Below are 17,814 nucleotides of genomic sequence, written 5' to 3' on the forward strand. Positions count from 1 at the left end.
ATCAGCCATGTCTAATTTGTCCGCTGCATTTGAATCGCTGGCGCCTCGTAAAAAAGGTGCTCCAGCGGTCATCTTATTTTCTGGCGGCTTAGACTCCACTACCGTACTAGCACTTGCTAAAGATCTTGGTTACACGCCTTATGCATTATCAGTTGGCTATGGTCAACGTCACTCCTCTGAATTAGCTGCAGCTAAACATATTGCCAAACAAATTGGTGTTGCTCGTCATGAAGTAGTGAATTTAGATCTCACCCGCTTTGGGGGATCAGCCTTAACTGATTCTTCAATCGCAGTTCCCATTACCCCTGGGAAAGATCAAGAAATTCCCATCACTTATGTACCAGCACGCAATACGATCTTGCTATCACTTGCATTGGGCTGGGCAGAATCATTAGGTGGTCTCGATGTTTTCTATGGCGCTAATGCAGTGGATTACTCAGGCTATCCTGATTGCCGACCAGAATATGTAGCCTCTTTTGAACATATGGCCAACCTAGCTACCAAGGCGGGTGTAGAGGCGATCAATGATGCGAATCGCTTTCGGGTACACGCACCGATCATCAGCCTCACTAAAGCCGAAATCATTCAACTGGGCAGCACTCTAGGCGTGGATTACTCCCAAACCGTTTCTTGCTACCAAGCAAATGATTTGGGTGAAGCCTGTGGAGAATGTGAGTCTTGCCGCCTAAGGCAGGCAGGCTTTAAGCAAGCTAATGTGAGCGATCCTACTCGCTATCAAAAAAAGTATTAGCGATATTAAGCTGCGCGCAGCTCATCATCCTGCTGAATTAGACTATCGGCGGGGATTCCTAACATTGAGTGCAGTCTCCAAATCATTTTCAATGTAAGTGGGCGTTTGCGATTTAAGATCTCATATACGCGATTTAAGCCACCGATCATCGGCTGCAAATCCTTTGGGCTCAGGCCAGATTGCTCCATTCTAAATTTAATTGCCTCAATTGGATCGGGCGGAAGAATCGCATAGTGCTTGCTCTCGTAAGCCTCTATAAGCATTAGGAGGATCTCAAATCTATCCCCATCCTTAGTTCCAGATTTTGGCTCGTGATCGAAATAGTAAGACGCTTGAGCTAGAGCCTCTTTATATTCAAGCTTATTACGAATAGGTTTTAATTCTTTCATCATTCCTCCGGCTGAACTGTGCAAGCATCAATTCGATCGTATGCAGCATGGCTACCAATAAATTTCACATATACCGCCCCAAAACTATAGGCAACCGCTACTACTAAACGGTAGTTATTTCCTTTGATATTAAAGACAACTCTATTACCTGCAATAAAACTCGCATTTCTATACTGATTCTTTATATCCTGCGGCCTTTTCCAACTTGCATGCGCTACTTCGTCATGCCAAGCCTTTAGTTGCTGTTCAGCATCGGGATGAGTGCGCCAAAAATTAACTAGCTGTTTTTTGGCTATTATTCTCATCGAGCTATTTTAGTCCCAAAATGGGACTATTGCAAGTAGGGCTATATAACCACATCCCAATTAAGACTTTAGCAATATAAAATTACCATCTAGATGAATATTTCAGACATTCTTCACATCAAAACTACAATTAGCATGACTGAATTAAGGCGCAATCCCGGAGAGATTATTAAGATTGCAGAAAATCTGCCTGTGGTCATCTTAAGTCGCAATAAACCTAAGGCCTATCTTTTCCCTGCCAAGGCATATGAAGTATTGCTTGATTTAATTGATGACGCCTCGCTAATAAAAACCATCAAGGCCCGTAAAGGTGGCAAAACTATAAAAATAAAAATTTAAGTTTTGTTGAGCATCCTCGCCACATAGCGCGCAATAAGATCCACTTCTAGATTTACAGCGTCACCTTGCTTCAAGTTACCTAGCGTAGTGTTTTCTAAGGTATGTGGAATGATATTGATATCGATGATGCAAGCGTTTGCTGTGTCTTCAGTCTGATTGACGGTGAGTGATACGCCATTGACGACAATAGAACCTTTGTAAGCCAAGTATTGCGCCAGTTCTTTCGGCGCCTCAATGCGCAATAACCAAGAACCATAAGCATCATTAACTACCTGTGCAAAGTGCGCGACTTTGCCAACGCCGTCTACGTGCCCGCTCACCAAATGTCCACCCAGGCGATCATTTAAGCGCATGGCTTTTTCAAGATTAACTGGGCCAACTTTATCCAGACCAACAGTTTTATTGAGGGACTCACGAGAGATATCTAGGGCAAAGGAATTATTTGTTAGCTGGGTGGCTGTCATGCAAGCACCCTGAATCGCAATACTGTCACCTAAGGCAACATCATCCAGATAGCCTGTTGGAACTTCAACAACTAAATACAAGCCATCGCCTTTTGCTTGAGCGCTTTTAATTTGACCAACTGCGGTAATGATTCCAGTAAACATAGATGTAATTTTAATTCTTAATTAAACGTAGTCGAAGATCGGAGCCAAAGAGAGTGTGATCAATGACTTGCCACTGATCTTTGTCATTCAAGGAATTCAGAGGTGAAACATTGGCCATGCCAATACCATCTCCCATGAAGAAAGGCGCGTAGTAGAGCAATAACTCATCTACGCAGTTTTCCCTGAGCAAAGAACCATTAAGCTTAAAGCCAGCCTCAACATGAATCTCATTCATCTCACGCTCTTTGGCCAGATACGAGAATAGCTTTGGCAGATCGACCTTACCAAAGGGGTTTGCCATAGCAATTACTTCAATGCCGCGTTCTGTAAATGCCTTGGCTTTTTGCTGCATCTCAGAGCCATCTAGACTGGCGCAAACAATGATGACGCCAGATTGATCAAGCCCATCTAGGATCTTTGCAGTAAGTGGTGTTTCTAATTTGGAATCAACGATGATGCGCCAAGGCTGACGTTCGGTTTGCGCATCACGTACATTCAGACTAGGGTCATCCTCTTTAACAGTACCTACACCAGTCACAATGGCACATGCTTGTGCACGCCAATGATGGCCATCGGCTCTTGCAAGCAGTCCAGTAATCCACTGACTGCGACCATCAGGTAAAGCTGTCTTACCATCAAGACTTGCGGCAATCTTCATTCGCACCCAAGGTAAACCTCGAGTCATACGTGAAATAAATCCTGGATTTAAAGCATGGGCTTCTAACTCCATAAGCCCACAATGAACATTAATCCCTACTGCTTTTAAACGCTCAATGCCTTTACCGGAAACCAGCGGATTAGGATCTGACATCGCTACAAATACAGTGGCCGGCTTAGCTGCAATTAGTGCATCTACACACGGCGGTGTACGACCAGTGTGATTGCATGGCTCTAGGGTTACATAGATAGTTGATCCAATAGGATCATTTCCGAGCGCTTTAGTATTAGCCAGAGCTTGTACTTCGGCATGGGAGCTACCCACCTTTTGTGTAAAACCTTTGCCAATCACTTGGCCATCTTTAACGATGACGCAACCCACCCTGGGATTAGGGTTGGATAAATAAAGTGCTTTTTGAGCCTCGGCTATTGCCTCGCTCATGAACTGGTGGTCAACTGCGCTGTACATGGGGTCTATTAAACCATTCAATGGCAGCGCTTTGCATCTCTCGCAGGATCACAGATGCGCCAGCGACCGCCGCTACCCAGAATCATTTGCCGCTCCAAGTCCGGGCTCCGACTGTGCCCCAGGATCAATCTATTGGCCACAAACCCACCTTGAGCCGTTTTAGCAGCGCCAGCCGCGTTAAATAAAATACCCTTCTTGCCTGAGTGGGGGTCAATGAACTGCTTACCACCGCCCTTAAAGTAAATAGGCTTAATACCTGCCTGCGTGAACCAGGGCTTATCAATACATCCGGGTTGCACATACTTTCCGATACAGCCACTTTTGACAACCCAACCCGCCTCCCACTGATCACCAGAAATGGGAACAAGGTGCACTGGCTGACCCAAATGAAGCGCTTGCTGACGAGCAAAGTGCGCATGGTTAATAAATCTTCTGGCGATAGTATCGATTTCTCTAACTGCTATTTGCTCTTGCAAAAGAGGCATCGTCGCCATAGCAGCAATAGCAATAATTAAGACTACAGCCATCAACTCCAAAAGACTAAACCCTAAATGTGAATTTTCTTTATTCAAATACTTGTCGCCAATTCATGCGAGTTGCAACACCAGTCTTTTCATCAATGAAAACACTTACCTGAATTGCTGGCTTTTCTTTACTGGAGATCAACCAATAGTTTTTACCGGCTGACTGAATAAAACATCTATTCTCTTTGAGATCAGCAAGCGCTGTTAAATTTTTCTCGCACTCTGATACCGCGTTCTCAGCGGAAATAAAATTTCTTTGTGCTACTTCTATTGTTTTTACTTCCACGATGCGCATTGCGTTCAACCCCTCTAAATAAGTCACCAAAGAGGAACAGAGTAAGAGCAGTGAAATTACCCAAGCTAAGATCACAGCAGATTCCTAGTCACAAAAGTACGCTCTAGGTCCACATTGAGCTTGGCCCCGTCAGTCATTTGCAGCTTGATCTTAAATAGCCTTTGACGCTTGATAGATTGGGCGTGAGGGGTAGTAAGCTCCTCAATAAAAAGTCCATTAATACCATTCATCAAAGTGGTATTTTGAATCCGTCCCTGACGATCCAGCGACTGACATATCAGCGAGCCACCATTTACTTTTTGACCTTTTGGAACTCCCGCTTGACGATCGACCAAGAAACCTTGCATAGCTAAATTATTTTTAGTGCGATCTTTTGTTAACGCATTACCAATACAATCAAAATCTACTCCATCTGATAATTCATGACGGATAGTCAAAGCATCAGATCCTCGAAATCCTGATTTTTTATTTACTTCAAGAAATAGAATTGCATTTGCTTTGTGTCCTGAAGTTTGGCTTCTGATTTGTGTATTTTGAATATTGCGATAGCCAGCCATGCGAATAGCGCGACCAATCAGCTCGAAGGCACGGTCTGCTTCTGAGATTAATAATTGTGTTTTTTCAAACTCAATTTGCTTGATAACTAAATCAGCGCTGGTTTTTAGCAACGGATTGAGTAGTAGTGCGCACAGAGCGATTCCGACTAGGCATTCGAGCAGGCTCATTGATTAAAGTTTTGCTAGATAAATAGGAATTCGCTCTAACTTGTTCTTGTGTTTCAAAGACATCCAATTCCTTTCGCAATTGCGATCTTTTAGCCTCTTGTTGGACTAGGTTTAAAGCAAGACGCTGATAGACTCCTGCCGAGGCCATCCAGACCCCCAAAATCATGCTCATAGCCACCAAAACCTCCAGCAAGATGAATCCCTGGCAATTCCGAGGGCCGAGTCCTGAGTTCAATCGCTTTTTAGGAGGCATCGCCCATTTTCAAAGGCGGGCTCAGGAGTTGAAACTTCTATCTAAGGCTCTTGCCGTCAGAAAGATGGGATATTGCAGTAGGAGTAACCAACAAGTAGGTCCTGCGCTTAAAATAGAGGGCTATGCCAAATACCCTTGCCTCCACCGAAGAAATCATTGCCGAGCTCCGCGCCGGAAAAATGGTGATTCTCGTCGATGAAGAAGATCGTGAGAATGAAGGTGATTTAGTCCTTGCTGCCGATCATGTCACTCCAGAAGCCGTGAATTTCATGGCAAAACATGGGCGCGGCTTGATTTGCCTAACTTTGACACGTGAGCGCTGCCAACAATTGAACCTTCCACTGATGGTGCGTGATAACGGCACGTCTATGCAAACTAATTTCACGGTATCTATTGAGGCAGCAACTGGGGTAACTACTGGAATCTCAGCAGCCGATCGCGCCCTTACTATTAAAACTGCCGTAGCACCAAATGCCAAGCCTAGTGATTTAGTTCAACCTGGACATATCTTCCCATTGATGGCGCAACCTGGTGGCGTACTCATTCGCTCTGGCCATACTGAAGCGGGCTGTGACTTAGCAGCAATGGCAGGATGCTCACCTACTTCGGTAATTTGCGAAATCATGAAAGACGATGGCAGCATGGCGCGCCTTCCAGATCTTCTTGAATTTGCAGAAGAGCATCAATTAAAAATTGGCAGCATTGCAGACCTTATTCAATACCGCAGCCAGCATGAAAGTATTGTGATGCGCGAGGGTAGTAGAGAATTCATCACACCTTGGGGGAAATTCCAAGGCATTATTTATCGCGATACTCCAAGCTCATGCATTCATATTGCATTGGTGCATGGCAAACCTTCTGAAGCTCAAGAAACCTTGGTGCGTGTGCATGAGCCAGTTACCGTCTTAGATTTCCTAGACTCTAACGTCAGCACCCATTCTTGGCCACTTGCTAAAGCTTTGGAGGAGATTGCCTCTTCATCGACTGGTGTTGCAGTACTTCTCAATGCCTCTGGCATCGCCGCTCCAAATGATCAAGATTGGTTGGCGCAGTTCCAGAAACTAAATCAATCCCATGAAGAAGCCAAGAAGCCTTTGGCCAGAAAAACCGATTTCAGAAGCTACGGTATTGGCGCCCAAATATTAAAAGATATCGGCGTAGGCAAAATGCGTTTACTAGCCAATCCAAGCCCTGTTCCAAGTCTGTCTGGTTATAAGCTCGAAGTGACAGGCTATAAGCCCTACACTTCCTAACAAATCTGACAATCATCACTGTATTAAATAACTTTAGAAAATTGACATGACTAGCACTAATGACTTTGTAGGCGTATTAGAAATAGATCTTAACGGCCAGGATTTACGTATTGGCGTTGTACAGGCTCGTTTTAATGAAGATCATTGCGTTGCCCTAACGAACTCTTGCATTAATGAGCTCATCTCTCTTGGCGTTAGTCAATCCGATATCAAGCTCGTGACCGTACCTGGGGCACTTGAGATTCCCTTTGCACTGCAAAAGCTAGTTGAGACCGGCGAGTTTGATGGTTTGGTTGCCCTTGGTGCTGTGATCCGCGGCGAGACATACCACTTTGAGCTGGTCTCTAATGAGTCTGCTGCTGGCATTACACGCATCTCTATTGACTCTGGATTGCCAATCGCTAATGGTGTACTCACTTGTGACACCGATGAGCAAGCGCTTGTGCGTGTTCAGGTTAAAGGTGCGGAATGCGCTCAAGCGGTAGTAGAAATGGCGAACTTAGCCTTGGCATTGACCCCTGATATCGATATCGAAATCAACTCGAGTGAAGAAGAATAATTCGCATGCCTACATCTAGCCAGAATCCACTCAATCCGCAAGCTAGTAAAGAATTAAAGCCAGCACCAAAGCGTTCACTGACGCCACGTCGTCGCGCTCGTGAGTACGCCCTTCAAGGTGTTTATCAAAGTCTTGTGATGCGTCGTGCCGGCAGCATTCCGAATGGCGCCGCAATTGCCAAACAACTTGCCGAAGATCCTGCATTCCGTCGCTGTCAACTCGAGCTCTTTCAGGGCATCTTTGATGGTGTATTAGCTCGCACCGATGAATTAGAGGCTATCATCACCCCGGCCCTAGATCGCCCGATTAATGAGCTTTCTCCTGTAGAACACGCAGCGCTACTCATTGGCGCATATGAGCTAGCCATAGACCTCTCAGTGCCCTACAAAGTGGCAATCAATGAAGCGGTAGAGCTTGCCAAAACCTTTGGTGGCACAGATGGCCATAAGTATGTGAACGGCGTATTAGACCTACTAGCCCAGAAACTGCGAACCACGGAAACTCAGGCAAGCTAAATAACCCTCAAATTAGCAGCCCACAATATCTGCCTTCAAGCTCAAACGGCTTGGAGGCTTTTTTATTTATAGGGGGATAAAATGATCTGCATCGATTACAGAGTAAGAACAGGGCAATAGATCATGCAAAAAGTAGATATCCGCAGCCAACTCAAAGATTCCAGTCTTTTTAGAGAAGACGCTTTTATCGATGGCAAATGGATTGATTCAAAAAAGACTTTTGCAGTAAGCAACCCAGCGACTGATGAAATTATTGCTAACGTTGCTAACTTAGAAACCCATGATGCTGAACAAGCTATCGCTGCAGCAGAAAAAGCTCTGCCAGCATGGCGCAGCAAACTAGCTAAAGAACGCGCCTCGATCATGCGCAATTGGTTTGATCTCATCATTGAAAATACGCAAGACCTTGCAAAGCTGATGACGCTTGAGCAAGGCAAGCCTTTGGCTGAAGCTGCTGGTGAAGTCATTTATGGGGCCTCTTTTGTAGAGTGGTTTGCTGAAGAAGCGAAACGTGTAGAGGGTTCAATTTTAGGAACCACCTGGAGCGATAAGCGCCTGATGGTTTTGAAGCAACCGATAGGTGTCTGCGTAGCTATTACTCCGTGGAACTTTCCGATTGCCATGATTACCCGCAAGATTGCACCTGCATTAGCTGCTGGCTGCACAATTGTGATTAAACCTGCTGAATTGACTCCGCTATCCGCATTGGCTCTTGCCGAACTTGCCAAGCGTGCGGGTATTCCGGATGGGGTGATCAATATTGTGACTGCTGATGCGGATCAATCGATTGTTATAGGCAAAACCCTATGCTCTTCTCCTACAGTACGCCACCTGTCTTTCACAGGCTCCACAGAAGTTGGGCGCATTCTGATGGAACAGTGCGCCCCTACTGTTAAGAAGCTCGCTCTTGAGTTAGGCGGACACGCACCGTTTATCGTCTTTGAAGATGCTGACATTGATGCTGCAGTTAGTGGTGCCATGGCTTCGAAGTTTAGAAACTCAGGCCAAACCTGTGTATGTGCAAACCGCTTTTATGTTCATAAAAAAGTACATGATCAGTTTGTTGAAAAGTTTGCCAAAGCGCTTGCCATTATTAAAGTTGGTAACGGCATGGATGCCGGTGTTACTCAAGGCCCCCTGATTGAAACTGCTGCCCTTGATAAAGTAAAGAAACATGTTGCAGATGCTCTCAGCAAGGGTGCAACACTAGTGACTGGCGGCAAACAGTCGATTGAAGGTAAGAACTTTTATGAACCGACCATCCTCGCCAATGTAAACAGTCAAATGCTGATTACCTATGAGGAAACCTTTGGTCCGATAGCGCCGATTATTCCATTTGAGAGTGACGAAGAAGTTATCAAGCTCGCAAACAGCAGTCAGTTTGGTCTGGCGTCCTATTTTTACAGCCGTGACATTGGCCGCGTTTGGAAAGTAGCTGAAGCACTGGAATACGGCATGGTGGGCGTTAATACGGGATTAATCTCTAATGAGGTAGCCCCCTTTGGCGGTATCAAGCAATCCGGTCTCGGGCGTGAAGGCAGCGTCTACGGCATGGATGAATACCTCGAAATGAAATACGTCTGCGTAGGTCTATGAGCCTATGAACCTATGAGTCTAAAAGGTGCTTGATTTTTTCTTAGCACCTTAGTTTCTTCATTTTCTATTTCTTTTTATAAACCAAGTCCCAAACACCATGGCCTAGCTTGATGCCACGGTTCTCAAATTTGGTGACTGGGCGATAGCCTGGTCGCACCACATAACCCGGATGCTGAGCATTGATCTGTTCAAGAGTGGGTTTAAATTCATTACAAACCTCACCAGGCTTAGCAATATCTTCAGGGGTAAAAGTTTCCACCTTCACAAATTCGCTAGAAGTATTTTGTAAAGTAGATTCTGCATTGAGGACTAAGAGCATTTGCTCAGCATAGTTATGCCAATCAGTTGCTAAATGCAAATATGCGCCGGGCTTCAATCTAGAGACCAACAACTTCACTAACTCAGCCTGGATTAGACGACGCTTGTGATGACGCCTCTTATGCCAAGGGTCGGCAAAGTAAATATGAATACCATCCAAAGAATCTGGAGCAATCATATTTTCCAAAACCTCAACAGCATCGTGGCGAATGAGTCTGAGATTACTCAGCTGGTTTTCACCAATGAGTTTTAGCAAGGCTCCGACGCCTGGAGGATGAACCTCGATTGCTAAAAAATCATCATCCGACCTTAAGGCGGCGATCTTGGCAGTAGTCTCGCCCATGCCAAAGCCTATCTCCAGAATCTTTGGCTTGTTTGAGCCCTGGAACGCCTCTATTAGATTGAGATTGGAGGATTGATATGGAACTAAAAACTGAGGGCCTAATTCTTCAATGGCACGTTGCTGACCAGCGGTAGTTCTACCAGCTCTTAATACAAAGGAGCGAATACGCTCATCAAAGCGCCTCCCAGAAGTATTGCTTTCAACCACCACTAACCAACAACCTTCTTAAAGTAAGCAATCGTCTCTTTAAGGCCATCCTCTAAATTGACCTTAGGCTCCCAGCCAAGCTTTGCTTTTGCTAGCTCGATATTGGGCTGACGCTGCTTGGGATCATCCGATGGCAATGGCTGATGAATGATCTTCGATTTGCTACCAGAGAGCTTGAGAATGGTCTCGGCTAACTGGAGCATCGTGAACTCACCAGGGTTGCCAATATTGACTGGCCCTGTAAAACCCTCTTCTGAGTTCATCATGGCTACCATGGCATCGATTAAGTCATCGACATAGCAAAAGCTGCGGGTTTGCTGGCCATCACCATAAATGGTGATGTCTTTGCCTTGCAATGCTTGCACAATGAAATTACTCACCACACGGCCATCATTAGGATGCATGCGTGGGCCATAGGTATTAAAGATGCGTACGACTTTGATATCTAAGTTGTGCTGGCGGTGGTAATCAAAAAAGAGGGTTTCGGCACAGCGTTTGCCTTCGTCATAGCAAGAGCGAATACCAATCGGGTTCACCCTACCCCAGTACTCTTCTGGCTGTGGATGCACTTCGGGGTCACCATAGACCTCACTCGTAGAGGCTTGCAAAATACGAGCTCTCGTTCTCTTAGCTAGACCGAGCATATTAATAGCGCCGTGCACACTAGTCTTAGTAGTTTGCACAGGATCATATTGATAGTGCACTGGCGAAGCTGGGCAAGCCAGGTTATAGATCTGATTGGTTTCTACATAGAGCGGGAAGGTGACATCGTGACGCATCAGCTCTAAACGAGAATTGGGCAATAAATGCGCTAAGTTCTCTTTAGTACCTGTGAAATAGTTATCCACTACCAAGACATCATTTCCCTCTTTAAGGAGTTTCTCGGTTAGGTGAGAACCCAAGAAGCCAGCGCCGCCAGTGATGAGGATTTTGTTCATATTTGATCTTTTATAGAAGGTAAAATTTAATCAAGCAGCTATTTACCTTTTTTTGGAGTATTCCAGCCAGCTGATCGGTAAGCATAGACAACTTCAGTCAATACAATTGATAAAGATGTCATAAAAAATATGAGGCCCAGTACAAATGTCCAAATGACATAAGCTGTCTGTAGTGAACGCACTGCACCCGCTTGAAAGAAAAACAGCTCAAGAACCGTCAAGGAAATAAATACACCGCTAAGCACGTCAAAAAAGATAGCGGCAGTACAAAGACGACCCCGAATTTGAGCTTCATCAGCCTCTTTGTTCATATGCTGCAAAAGCACAGCATCTTTTACCTCTCCCCTATCAATAGAATGCCGAATTGCGCGCATGCGATCAACCGAACGGGCTAAGCGTCCAGAAATCGCATTAATCAAAGTGGCTACAGCAGTTAACAAAAATACAGGGGCAAGTGCCAGCTGAATATTATTGGTAATTGCGTCTATTGATACATCCATATTAAATTCCGTTAGCTTTGATTAAAGATATTGTTTAGATCAGTGAGACCAGGCAATCAGTCCGCTGTAAGAGGTAAATAGCACTAGAAAACCAAAAGCAATTCGATACCAAGCAAATGGAATGAAGTTATGGTGTGCCACATAATGAATCAACCAACGTACACAAATAAACGCAGAGATAAACGCAGCAATGAAACCAACAATAATCGCTAGCGTAAATTCTCCGGAGAAGGCTACTGGCGCTTTCCAAAGCTTAAGTAACTCATAAGCAGTAGCGCCGCCGATGACCGGAATTGCCAAAAAGAATGAGAACTCTGTAGCAACAGCGCGAGGTAAGCCAAACAACATGCCACCAATAATCGTTGCGCCCGAACGGGATGTTCCCGGAATTAATGCAGCACATTGGGCTATGCCAACCTTTAACGCATCTAAAGGTGTGAGGTCATCTACTGTTTTAATATGACTAGAAATATCAGCACGATTTTGCTGGCGACGTTCAGCCCAAAAAATAACTAAGGCCCCCACAATAAAAGCACTAGCCACCGGAATCGGTGAAAACAATACTGCTTTGATATATTTTCCAAATAAGAAAGCCAAACCCATAGCCGGAACGGAGGCAATCAATAGGTTTAAAACAAAGCGTCGCGCAATGGTGCTGCCGGAAAAAGAAGAGACAACTTTGATGAGCTTTTGGCGAAACTCCCAGCAAACTGCCAAAATCGCACCAAACTGAATAATGACCTCAAAAGCCTTGCCCCGATCATCATTAAAGTCGAGCAAATCACCAACCAAGATAAGGTGCCCGGTGCTCGAGATAGGTAAAAACTCCGTCAATCCCTCGACCACACCCAGAATGACTGCTTTTAGTAACAAAATTAGATCCATAGGCCAAATTTTATAGGCATATGGATGCAATTTCGGAGATTTGGCAAAATAGCGTCTAAATGAGCATTTTGAATAAATTAGCCTTAAACTGCATGGCACATTGAAAAGTATCCGAATTACATGACCCCAGCCCGCTTTAGACTTTCTCGACTTACCGCCTTTGGTTTGATCCTGAGTCAATCGCTCGGTCTTGGCACATGGTCATCTCAGGCATTGGCGCAAAGCCCCAATGCTGCCGCAAGACCCGCTTTACCTACTCCAATGAGTGCATCTACCCTGATTGGACTTGAGCAGCCCCCACAGATGATTCCGCCGTCAAACAAACTAGCGGTACCGGCAGTTACAGCACCCTCTAATTTGAATGGCAATAAAAGTGCAGATACCAAAGGGCAATTAAACGATTTAATTCAGCTGTATCAAGAAGCCGCTTTTAGCGACCCAGTATTAACCGCTGCCCGCTTTAATTACCAAGCAAGCAAAGAGCTCTACTGGCAAGGCTTTTCCTTGTTGATGCCGCAAGCTAATGCCACCCCTGGTGGTACCCGCTACTATCAACATGGCGTGGGTAGCACCGTGGTTTCAAACAACTCTGGTAACTCACGTGTCTTTGATCAAAAAAGTTACACCGTCACACTCACTCAACCTGTTTTTAACGTTGGCGCATTAGAACTTTTCAAACAGGGCTATCTCAATACCAAGCTGGCAGATATGCGTTTTTTCTTGGCGCAGCAAGATTTAATCTTGCGGGTATCGCAGGCCTACTTTGATGCGCTGACTAGTCAAGATAACGTAGCACTCTATAAAAGTAAGAAGGACTTGATTAAGCAACAGCTTGAAGCTGCTCAGGCAAAATTTGATGCCGGCTTAGCAACGATTGTGGATGTAAATACTGCTCAAGCAGCCCTTGATCTAGCAAACTCTCAAGAGATCACCGCTCAGGCTGATCTGATTGTGAAGCGTGGTGCACTAGAACAAATTGTTGGGCGCCCCGTAGGAGCATTAAAGCCACTGGTGAAGGATGCCAAAATTGAAGGCGTACTCAAAGATCCACGCAGCAAGAGTAAAGATTCCAAAGGCTATCCTATTGCTGAGAGCGTCAACCCACCACTTCCTCCTGGACAAACTCTCGACGACTGGATCAATCAAGCTGAATCTGCAAACTTTAATGTCTTAGCAGGACAGCTATCAGTGAGTCTTGCAGAAAGCACATATCGCGGCGCACAAGCTTTAAATTACCCAACCATCAACTTAGTTGGCACATCGGGATACAACACCTCGAATGGCACGCCTAACAACTACACGCCATCGAGCACCAATGTGTACAACAATACCTTGGGCCTACAAATGACGATTCCACTGGTTTCAGGTGGATATAACAGTTCTGTTATTCGTCAAAATGCAGCCTTGGTGGACGCAGCTAAAGCCAATTACGATAACTATCGTCGTACGGCCGCACAAAGCACCCGCACGGCATTTACAGGCTTTTATGGTGGCTTAGCAAGCGTAAAGGCTTATGAAGCAGCAGAACGCTCCACCACATCCGCATTAGAGTCCAGCAAGCTCGGATTCCAAGTAGGCACCTTAATTAATATTGATGTATTAATTGCATTGGATTCTGTTATCAATACTCGCTCTTTATTACAACAAGCAAGGTATAACACTATCCTAAATGCAATCAGATTGAAAGCATCCGCCGCTGCATTAACGGATGAAGATTTAATAGCGATTAACTCTTTACTGCGCTAGGCTAACAAACTTAAAGAGACTTCAATGGCTTCTGCCACTGTCGGTGGCGCCTGAATATCACCCACATTGCGAATGTTATTGGACCAATAACCCTCGGTCTTCCATCTTGGTGAGTCGCAATAGATCTCGACAGTAGGCTTTCCTAAAACAGCTGCAAGATGTGTGAGGCCGGTATCAACACCTACTGCCAGTACGGCCCCTGCAATCACTGCAAAAGCTTCTTCAATGGAAAAGGCTCTCGGTACGATTGCACCCGGTATTTGAGCAGCAAGATCATTGCTCACCACTCTCTCCGCTGCACTACCCCAAGGAAATACCACCTGATATCCTTTGCTGGCAAGCTGGTTTCCTAAAGCCACCCAGTTTTCATTCGGCCAACGCTTGGCTTCTCTAGCAGTTGAATGAAAAAACAAAACATAAGGCAACTTTAATTCTTTTAAGACCGCACCTGAATTGACGCTCAAAGAATCAATATAAGTCTTTGAGTAAAAATGAGGGGCATCGGTGCGATCAATCAGCGGCCAATTTAAAGCGGAAGACATCACCCAGCGTGAGCGCTCTACCGCATGACACTGCACTGGTATTTGCACAGACTGGTTATAAAAATATCGAGCAATGGGTTCATATCCAGAAAACTCAGTTGCATTAGCCAAGCCAGCAACTATCGCATCTGGTGTCTTGCTTGCAAGAGAGCAAACGATGGCTGACTTGAGTAGCCCTTGCGTTTCTATGACGACGTCATAAGTCACTGCTTGCAAATCTTTTTTGAAGGCAAAAAATTGCCGCCATGTAGCGAGCATCAATAGATTCTTTTTCCAGCGACGTAAACCAAAGGGAATGATGCGATCAATGCCCTTAAAGTCGCCCTTAGATAGCAGCGGTGTAAGCAAGTGAACATAACCCTCTTCAACCACCCAATCAATTTGAGCGTTTGGTAGACGTGCCCGCAAATCCCAAACAATAGGAAGGTTATGAAGCACATCCCCTAAGGAAGAGAGCTTCACTAACAAAATCTTAGGGTTTGAGGGGTTAGCCTTTGAATGGGTCGAAGATAAATCGCTCATGGGAGGATTATCTTATCTTTTCGAAGTGACCCAGCTAAAGATTAGAACTTAGGCGCAGCATCCCAGACCAAGCCAGCAGCATCTTTGTCATTCATATTAGGCAAAATACCAGCAGGTAAAGGCCACTCTATGCCAACTGTTACATCATTCCAAGCAAGGCAAGCTTCGCTCTGTGGGTGATAGTAATCAGTCGTTTTATACAAAAACTCAGCTGTTGGAGTAAGCACTAAAAAGCCATGGGCTAACTGAGCCGGAATCCACAATTGCTTATGGTTCTCTGCACTTAATTCAACACCTACCCATTTGCCATAAGTTGGCGAATCTTTACGAATATCTACAGCCACATCAAACACACTTCCTGCAACCACTCGAACTAATTTACCTTGAGTCTTTTCCATTTGATAATGCAAGCCACGCAAAGTCCACTGGCGGGAAAAGGAATGGTTATCTTGCACAAACTGCACATCAAGACCGGTTGCCTTAGCAAAGTCTTCCGCATTAAATGATTCAGTAAACCAACCACGCTCGTCACCAAATACCTTAGGCTCGACAATAAAAACATCATGAATGGCAGTAGGCGTTAACTGCAACTTAGATGAGGCGGTCATTTAACAGACTTCTTTGCTGAGAGTGAAATAGGCTGAGGAGAAGTATTGAGCTCATTCAAAATCTTACCAAGATACTGACCATAGCTATTCTTGCTTAACTGTGCTGCAACCTTTTGAACGGCCTCTGCAGTAATCCAACTCTGGCGATAGGCAATTTCTTCAGGGCAAGCCACCATCAAACCTTGGCGCTTTTGCAAGGTAGCAATAAAGCCTGCCGCATCCAACAAAGAATCATGTGTTCCAGTATCCAACCAGGCAAAGCCGCGACCCATGATCTCAACACTCAATTCATTCTTTTCAAGATAGACACGATTCACATCCGTAATTTCGAGCTCGCCACGCGCGCTAGGCTTAATAGAGGCGGCGATATCACAGACTTGGTTGTCATAGAAATATAAACCGGTTACTGCATAGTTACTGCGTGGCTTTAGTGGTTTCTCTTCAATGGATAGTGCTTTGTAGTCCCTATCAAACTCCACTACACCGTAACGCTCTGGATCATTCACGTGATACGCAAATACAGATGCGCCCGAAGTGCGATCGTTTGCACTATTGAGTTGATCTACCAATTCATGGCCATAGAAAATATTGTCGCCAAGCACTAAAGCACTCGGACTATTGCCAACGAAATTCTTGCCCAAGGTGAATGCTTGTGCCAAACCATCCGGGGATGGCTGCACGCAATACTCAATATTGAGACCCCATTGGGAACCATCACCTAGGAGTTCAGAAAAACGTGGGGTATCGTGCGGCGTGGAAATCAACAAAATATCGCGAATACCCGCCAGCATCAAGGTGCTTAATGGGTAATACACCATGGGCTTATCGTAGACTGGCATTAATTGCTTAGAAACTGCCTGTGTGACTGGGTAAAGACGGGTACCAGACCCGCCCGCCAAAATAATGCCTTTACGATTTACAGCCATCCATATCCCCTATTTTTGTACCTCAAGTGAGCTATAGGCTCTTAAATCAAACCTTTTGCAGCCAACTTGGATACATATTCTTGAACCATGCCATCCCAAACTGGGAACTCTGGCACATTTTGGAGTTCATTATAAGAGTTTGAAGCGTTTAAACCTGCATTTTGCAGGGCAGAGCGCAGTTTGGCGCTCTCCATACGAGAATTCATCGGCCTTGGGGCTGGCAAGGGGTATTCAACGGCCAGAATAGGCTTGATGGTTTCTGGTTTGGCTCTGAGCTCAATGCCGGCATTTATGGCTGTCTGAACAGCAAAACTGGCTAGGCCATGCCAAGTAGTCTCGCCAGCGGGTACGGCATGATAAATACCCGATGGAAACTGTTTTAACTTTCCTTGAGAGTCTAGCGCCAAACCGAGACTGATCTGAGCCAGCCACTCCGCACTAGTTGGCACGCCATGCTGGTCATGAATCACTTTTAACTCTTCGCGCTCTTTTGCTAAGCGCAACATCGTGCGAATGAAATTACCGCCATCGCCATAAACCCAGCTGGTACGGAAAATAGCGAATTGACCTTTGGATGAATTTGTAAATGCCAGCTCTATGGCCTCTTCACCCGCGGCCTTACTTTTTCCATAAACACCTAATGGATTACGCATGTCGGTTTCAATATAGACACCATCCTTACTGCCATCGAATACATAATCCGTTGAATAATGAAGGAAGGTAGCGTTATTTTCAGTAGCATAGTGCGCCATTAATTCGGGAGCTTTTGCATTCACTGCATAAGCTAAATCGATTTCAGTTTCTGCTTTATCAACTGCCGTATAAGCAGAGGCGTTAATAATGAGATTAGGTTTTGCTACATTTAATTGTGCAAGTACATCGACCTCTTTACTAAGGTCACATTGCGCTCTACCAAGGTAAGTGATGTGGAAATTACTATGGCTAGGCAGTTGCTCAAATAGAGCTTTAAACGCTTTACCTAGCTGGCCATCTTTTCCGAAAACTAAAATATTCACGTGACTATTAAATCTCTATGTTTAC

At 45.1% G+C, this 17,814-nt stretch carries 22 protein-coding genes; 7 read left to right on the forward strand and 15 right to left on the reverse strand.

The window, feature by feature from the left end; all coding sequences use genetic code 11:
• Nucleotides 1-7 precede the first annotated feature (7 nt).
• Nucleotides 8-751 (forward strand): 7-cyano-7-deazaguanine synthase QueC, encoded by a 744-nt coding sequence (gene queC, locus ICN48_RS02375; protein WP_216152159.1) that lies wholly within the window; start codon nucleotides 8-10, stop codon nucleotides 749-751.
• Nucleotides 752-756: 5 nt separating this feature from the next.
• Here the strand turns inward: queC and ICN48_RS02380 are convergent, their stop codons facing one another.
• Both ICN48_RS02380 and ICN48_RS02385 read right to left on the reverse strand, forming a co-directional pair.
• A complete protein-coding gene (locus ICN48_RS02380; protein WP_216152160.1) occupies nucleotides 757-1,143 on the reverse strand; it encodes a type II toxin-antitoxin system HigA family antitoxin in 387 nt (128 codons plus the stop codon).
• A complete protein-coding gene (locus ICN48_RS02385; RefSeq protein WP_216152161.1) occupies nucleotides 1,140-1,445 on the reverse strand; it encodes a type II toxin-antitoxin system HigB family toxin in 306 nt (101 codons plus the stop codon). The genes ICN48_RS02380 and ICN48_RS02385 overlap by 4 nt, the downstream gene beginning before the upstream one ends.
• 93 nt (nucleotides 1,446-1,538) lie before the next feature.
• On the opposite strand from ICN48_RS02385, the gene ICN48_RS02390 reads away from it, so the two are divergent.
• A complete protein-coding gene (locus ICN48_RS02390; RefSeq protein WP_216152162.1) occupies nucleotides 1,539-1,784 on the forward strand; it encodes a type II toxin-antitoxin system prevent-host-death family antitoxin in 246 nt (81 codons plus the stop codon).
• Here ICN48_RS02390 and ICN48_RS02395 read toward each other — a convergent pair.
• The 5 genes from ICN48_RS02395 to ICN48_RS02415 form a co-directional block, all read right to left on the reverse strand.
• Nucleotides 1,781-2,392, reverse strand: coding sequence for a riboflavin synthase (locus ICN48_RS02395; RefSeq protein WP_216152163.1), 612 nt, complete (start codon nucleotides 2,390-2,392; stop codon nucleotides 1,781-1,783). The genes ICN48_RS02390 and ICN48_RS02395 overlap by 4 nt on opposite strands.
• Before the next feature lie 10 nt (nucleotides 2,393-2,402).
• Entirely contained in the window at nucleotides 2,403-3,518 is a 1,116-nt protein-coding gene (ribD, locus tag ICN48_RS02400) for a bifunctional diaminohydroxyphosphoribosylaminopyrimidine deaminase/5-amino-6-(5-phosphoribosylamino)uracil reductase RibD (RefSeq protein ID WP_216152164.1), read from the reverse strand.
• Between the two features lie 17 nt (nucleotides 3,519-3,535).
• The gene (locus ICN48_RS02405; protein WP_255539427.1) at nucleotides 3,536-4,090 is read right to left on the reverse strand and encodes a Tfp pilus assembly protein FimT/FimU; all 555 of its coding nucleotides are present in this window, start codon (nucleotides 4,088-4,090) and stop codon (nucleotides 3,536-3,538) included.
• A complete protein-coding gene (locus ICN48_RS02410; protein WP_255539428.1) occupies nucleotides 4,083-4,337 on the reverse strand; it encodes a hypothetical protein in 255 nt (84 codons plus the stop codon). The genes ICN48_RS02405 and ICN48_RS02410 overlap by 8 nt, the downstream gene beginning before the upstream one ends.
• Before the next feature lie 71 nt (nucleotides 4,338-4,408).
• A complete protein-coding gene (locus ICN48_RS02415) occupies nucleotides 4,409-5,062 on the reverse strand; it encodes a hypothetical protein (protein ID WP_216152166.1) in 654 nt (217 codons plus the stop codon).
• 375 nt (nucleotides 5,063-5,437) lie between these two features.
• Here ICN48_RS02415 and ribBA point away from each other — a divergent pair, with 375 nt between their 5' ends.
• The 4 genes from ribBA to ICN48_RS02435 all read left to right on the forward strand — a co-directional run bounded on the left by ribBA (nucleotide 5,438) and on the right by ICN48_RS02435 (nucleotide 9,238).
• A complete protein-coding gene (ribBA, locus tag ICN48_RS02420) occupies nucleotides 5,438-6,568 on the forward strand; it encodes a bifunctional 3,4-dihydroxy-2-butanone-4-phosphate synthase/GTP cyclohydrolase II (protein ID WP_216152167.1) in 1,131 nt (376 codons plus the stop codon).
• 46 nt (nucleotides 6,569-6,614) lie between these two features.
• Nucleotides 6,615-7,127 carry a 6,7-dimethyl-8-ribityllumazine synthase gene (gene ribH / locus ICN48_RS02425; protein ID WP_216152168.1) on the forward strand — a complete coding sequence of 171 codons (513 nt, stop codon included), beginning with the start codon at nucleotides 6,615-6,617 and terminating at the stop codon, nucleotides 7,125-7,127.
• A gap of 5 nt (nucleotides 7,128-7,132) precedes the next feature.
• Entirely contained in the window at nucleotides 7,133-7,642 is a 510-nt protein-coding gene (nusB, locus tag ICN48_RS02430) for a transcription antitermination factor NusB (RefSeq protein ID WP_216152169.1), read from the forward strand.
• Between the two features lie 123 nt (nucleotides 7,643-7,765).
• Nucleotides 7,766-9,238, forward strand: coding sequence for an NAD-dependent succinate-semialdehyde dehydrogenase (locus ICN48_RS02435; RefSeq protein ID WP_216152170.1), 1,473 nt, complete (start codon nucleotides 7,766-7,768; stop codon nucleotides 9,236-9,238).
• 64 nt (nucleotides 9,239-9,302) lie between these two features.
• On the opposite strand, the gene trmB is transcribed toward ICN48_RS02435, so the two are convergent.
• Genes trmB through ICN48_RS02455 form a run of 4 tightly spaced genes read right to left on the reverse strand, consistent with a single transcriptional unit; the run spans nucleotide 9,303 to nucleotide 12,429 of the window.
• Nucleotides 9,303-10,106, reverse strand: a complete 804-nt coding sequence (gene trmB, locus ICN48_RS02440; RefSeq protein WP_370624125.1) for a tRNA (guanosine(46)-N7)-methyltransferase TrmB — start codon at nucleotides 10,104-10,106, stop codon at nucleotides 9,303-9,305.
• A 2-nt stretch (nucleotides 10,107-10,108) separates the two neighbouring features.
• Nucleotides 10,109-11,044 carry a UDP-glucuronic acid decarboxylase family protein gene (locus ICN48_RS02445; protein ID WP_216152172.1) on the reverse strand — a complete coding sequence of 312 codons (936 nt, stop codon included), beginning with the start codon at nucleotides 11,042-11,044 and terminating at the stop codon, nucleotides 10,109-10,111.
• A gap of 38 nt (nucleotides 11,045-11,082) precedes the next feature.
• The gene (locus ICN48_RS02450; RefSeq protein WP_216152173.1) at nucleotides 11,083-11,544 is read right to left on the reverse strand and encodes a DUF2721 domain-containing protein; all 462 of its coding nucleotides are present in this window, start codon (nucleotides 11,542-11,544) and stop codon (nucleotides 11,083-11,085) included.
• Nucleotides 11,545-11,583: 39 nt separating this feature from the next.
• A complete protein-coding gene (locus ICN48_RS02455) occupies nucleotides 11,584-12,429 on the reverse strand; it encodes an undecaprenyl-diphosphate phosphatase (RefSeq protein ID WP_216152174.1) in 846 nt (281 codons plus the stop codon).
• Nucleotides 12,430-12,549: 120 nt separating this feature from the next.
• On the opposite strand from ICN48_RS02455, the gene ICN48_RS02460 reads away from it, so the two are divergent.
• A complete protein-coding gene (locus ICN48_RS02460; protein WP_216152175.1) occupies nucleotides 12,550-14,175 on the forward strand; it encodes a TolC family protein in 1,626 nt (541 codons plus the stop codon).
• Here the strand turns inward: ICN48_RS02460 and waaC are convergent.
• From waaC to rfbD, 4 genes are read right to left on the reverse strand one after another with little or no spacing between them, the layout of a single operon-like run.
• Nucleotides 14,172-15,239 (reverse strand): lipopolysaccharide heptosyltransferase I, encoded by a 1,068-nt coding sequence (gene waaC, locus ICN48_RS02465; RefSeq protein ID WP_216152176.1) that lies wholly within the window; start codon nucleotides 15,237-15,239, stop codon nucleotides 14,172-14,174. The two genes, ICN48_RS02460 and waaC, sit on opposite strands and share 4 nt — an antisense overlap.
• Nucleotides 15,240-15,280: 41 nt before the next feature.
• The gene (gene rfbC / locus ICN48_RS02470; RefSeq protein WP_216152177.1) at nucleotides 15,281-15,847 is read right to left on the reverse strand and encodes a dTDP-4-dehydrorhamnose 3,5-epimerase; all 567 of its coding nucleotides are present in this window, start codon (nucleotides 15,845-15,847) and stop codon (nucleotides 15,281-15,283) included.
• On the reverse strand, nucleotides 15,844-16,773 hold the full coding sequence (gene rfbA / locus ICN48_RS02475) for a glucose-1-phosphate thymidylyltransferase RfbA (protein ID WP_216152178.1): 930 nt from the start codon (nucleotides 16,771-16,773) through the stop codon (nucleotides 15,844-15,846). The genes rfbC and rfbA overlap by 4 nt, the downstream gene beginning before the upstream one ends.
• A 41-nt stretch (nucleotides 16,774-16,814) precedes the next feature.
• Entirely contained in the window at nucleotides 16,815-17,789 is a 975-nt protein-coding gene (gene rfbD, locus ICN48_RS02480; RefSeq protein ID WP_216152179.1) for a dTDP-4-dehydrorhamnose reductase, read from the reverse strand.
• Nucleotides 17,790-17,814 lie beyond the last annotated feature (25 nt).

Source organism: Polynucleobacter sp. JS-Safj-400b-B2 (assembly GCF_018881975.1).
Taxonomy (GTDB): Bacteria; Pseudomonadota; Gammaproteobacteria; order Burkholderiales; family Burkholderiaceae; genus Polynucleobacter.

Bases quoted from the DNA above. Each gene is read 5' to 3' on its own strand.
- queC (WP_216152159.1), top strand. From the start codon at position 8: ATGTCTAATTTGTCCGCTGCATTTGAATCGCTGGCGCCTCGTAAAAAA.
- ICN48_RS02380 (WP_216152160.1), bottom strand. From the start codon at position 1,143: ATGATGAAAGAATTAAAACCTATTCGTAATAAGCTTGAATATAAAGAG.
- ICN48_RS02385 (WP_216152161.1), bottom strand. From the start codon at position 1,445: ATGAGAATAATAGCCAAAAAACAGCTAGTTAATTTTTGGCGCACTCAT.
- ICN48_RS02390 (WP_216152162.1), top strand. From the start codon at position 1,539: ATGAATATTTCAGACATTCTTCACATCAAAACTACAATTAGCATGACT.
- ICN48_RS02395 (WP_216152163.1), bottom strand. From the start codon at position 2,392: ATGTTTACTGGAATCATTACCGCAGTTGGTCAAATTAAAAGCGCTCAA.
- ribD (WP_216152164.1), bottom strand. From the start codon at position 3,518: ATGTACAGCGCAGTTGACCACCAGTTCATGAGCGAGGCAATAGCCGAG.
- ICN48_RS02410 (WP_255539428.1), bottom strand. From the start codon at position 4,337: ATGCGCATCGTGGAAGTAAAAACAATAGAAGTAGCACAAAGAAATTTT.
- ICN48_RS02415 (WP_216152166.1), bottom strand. From the start codon at position 5,062: ATGAGCCTGCTCGAATGCCTAGTCGGAATCGCTCTGTGCGCACTACTA.
- ribBA (WP_216152167.1), top strand. From the start codon at position 5,438: ATGCCAAATACCCTTGCCTCCACCGAAGAAATCATTGCCGAGCTCCGC.
- ribH (WP_216152168.1), top strand. From the start codon at position 6,615: ATGACTAGCACTAATGACTTTGTAGGCGTATTAGAAATAGATCTTAAC.
- nusB (WP_216152169.1), top strand. From the start codon at position 7,133: ATGCCTACATCTAGCCAGAATCCACTCAATCCGCAAGCTAGTAAAGAA.
- ICN48_RS02435 (WP_216152170.1), top strand. From the start codon at position 7,766: ATGCAAAAAGTAGATATCCGCAGCCAACTCAAAGATTCCAGTCTTTTT.
- ICN48_RS02445 (WP_216152172.1), bottom strand. From the start codon at position 11,044: ATGAACAAAATCCTCATCACTGGCGGCGCTGGCTTCTTGGGTTCTCAC.
- ICN48_RS02450 (WP_216152173.1), bottom strand. From the start codon at position 11,544: ATGGATGTATCAATAGACGCAATTACCAATAATATTCAGCTGGCACTT.
- ICN48_RS02455 (WP_216152174.1), bottom strand. From the start codon at position 12,429: ATGGATCTAATTTTGTTACTAAAAGCAGTCATTCTGGGTGTGGTCGAG.
- ICN48_RS02460 (WP_216152175.1), top strand. From the start codon at position 12,550: ATGACCCCAGCCCGCTTTAGACTTTCTCGACTTACCGCCTTTGGTTTG.
- waaC (WP_216152176.1), bottom strand. From the start codon at position 15,239: ATGAGCGATTTATCTTCGACCCATTCAAAGGCTAACCCCTCAAACCCT.
- rfbC (WP_216152177.1), bottom strand. From the start codon at position 15,847: ATGACCGCCTCATCTAAGTTGCAGTTAACGCCTACTGCCATTCATGAT.
- rfbA (WP_216152178.1), bottom strand. From the start codon at position 16,773: ATGGCTGTAAATCGTAAAGGCATTATTTTGGCGGGCGGGTCTGGTACC.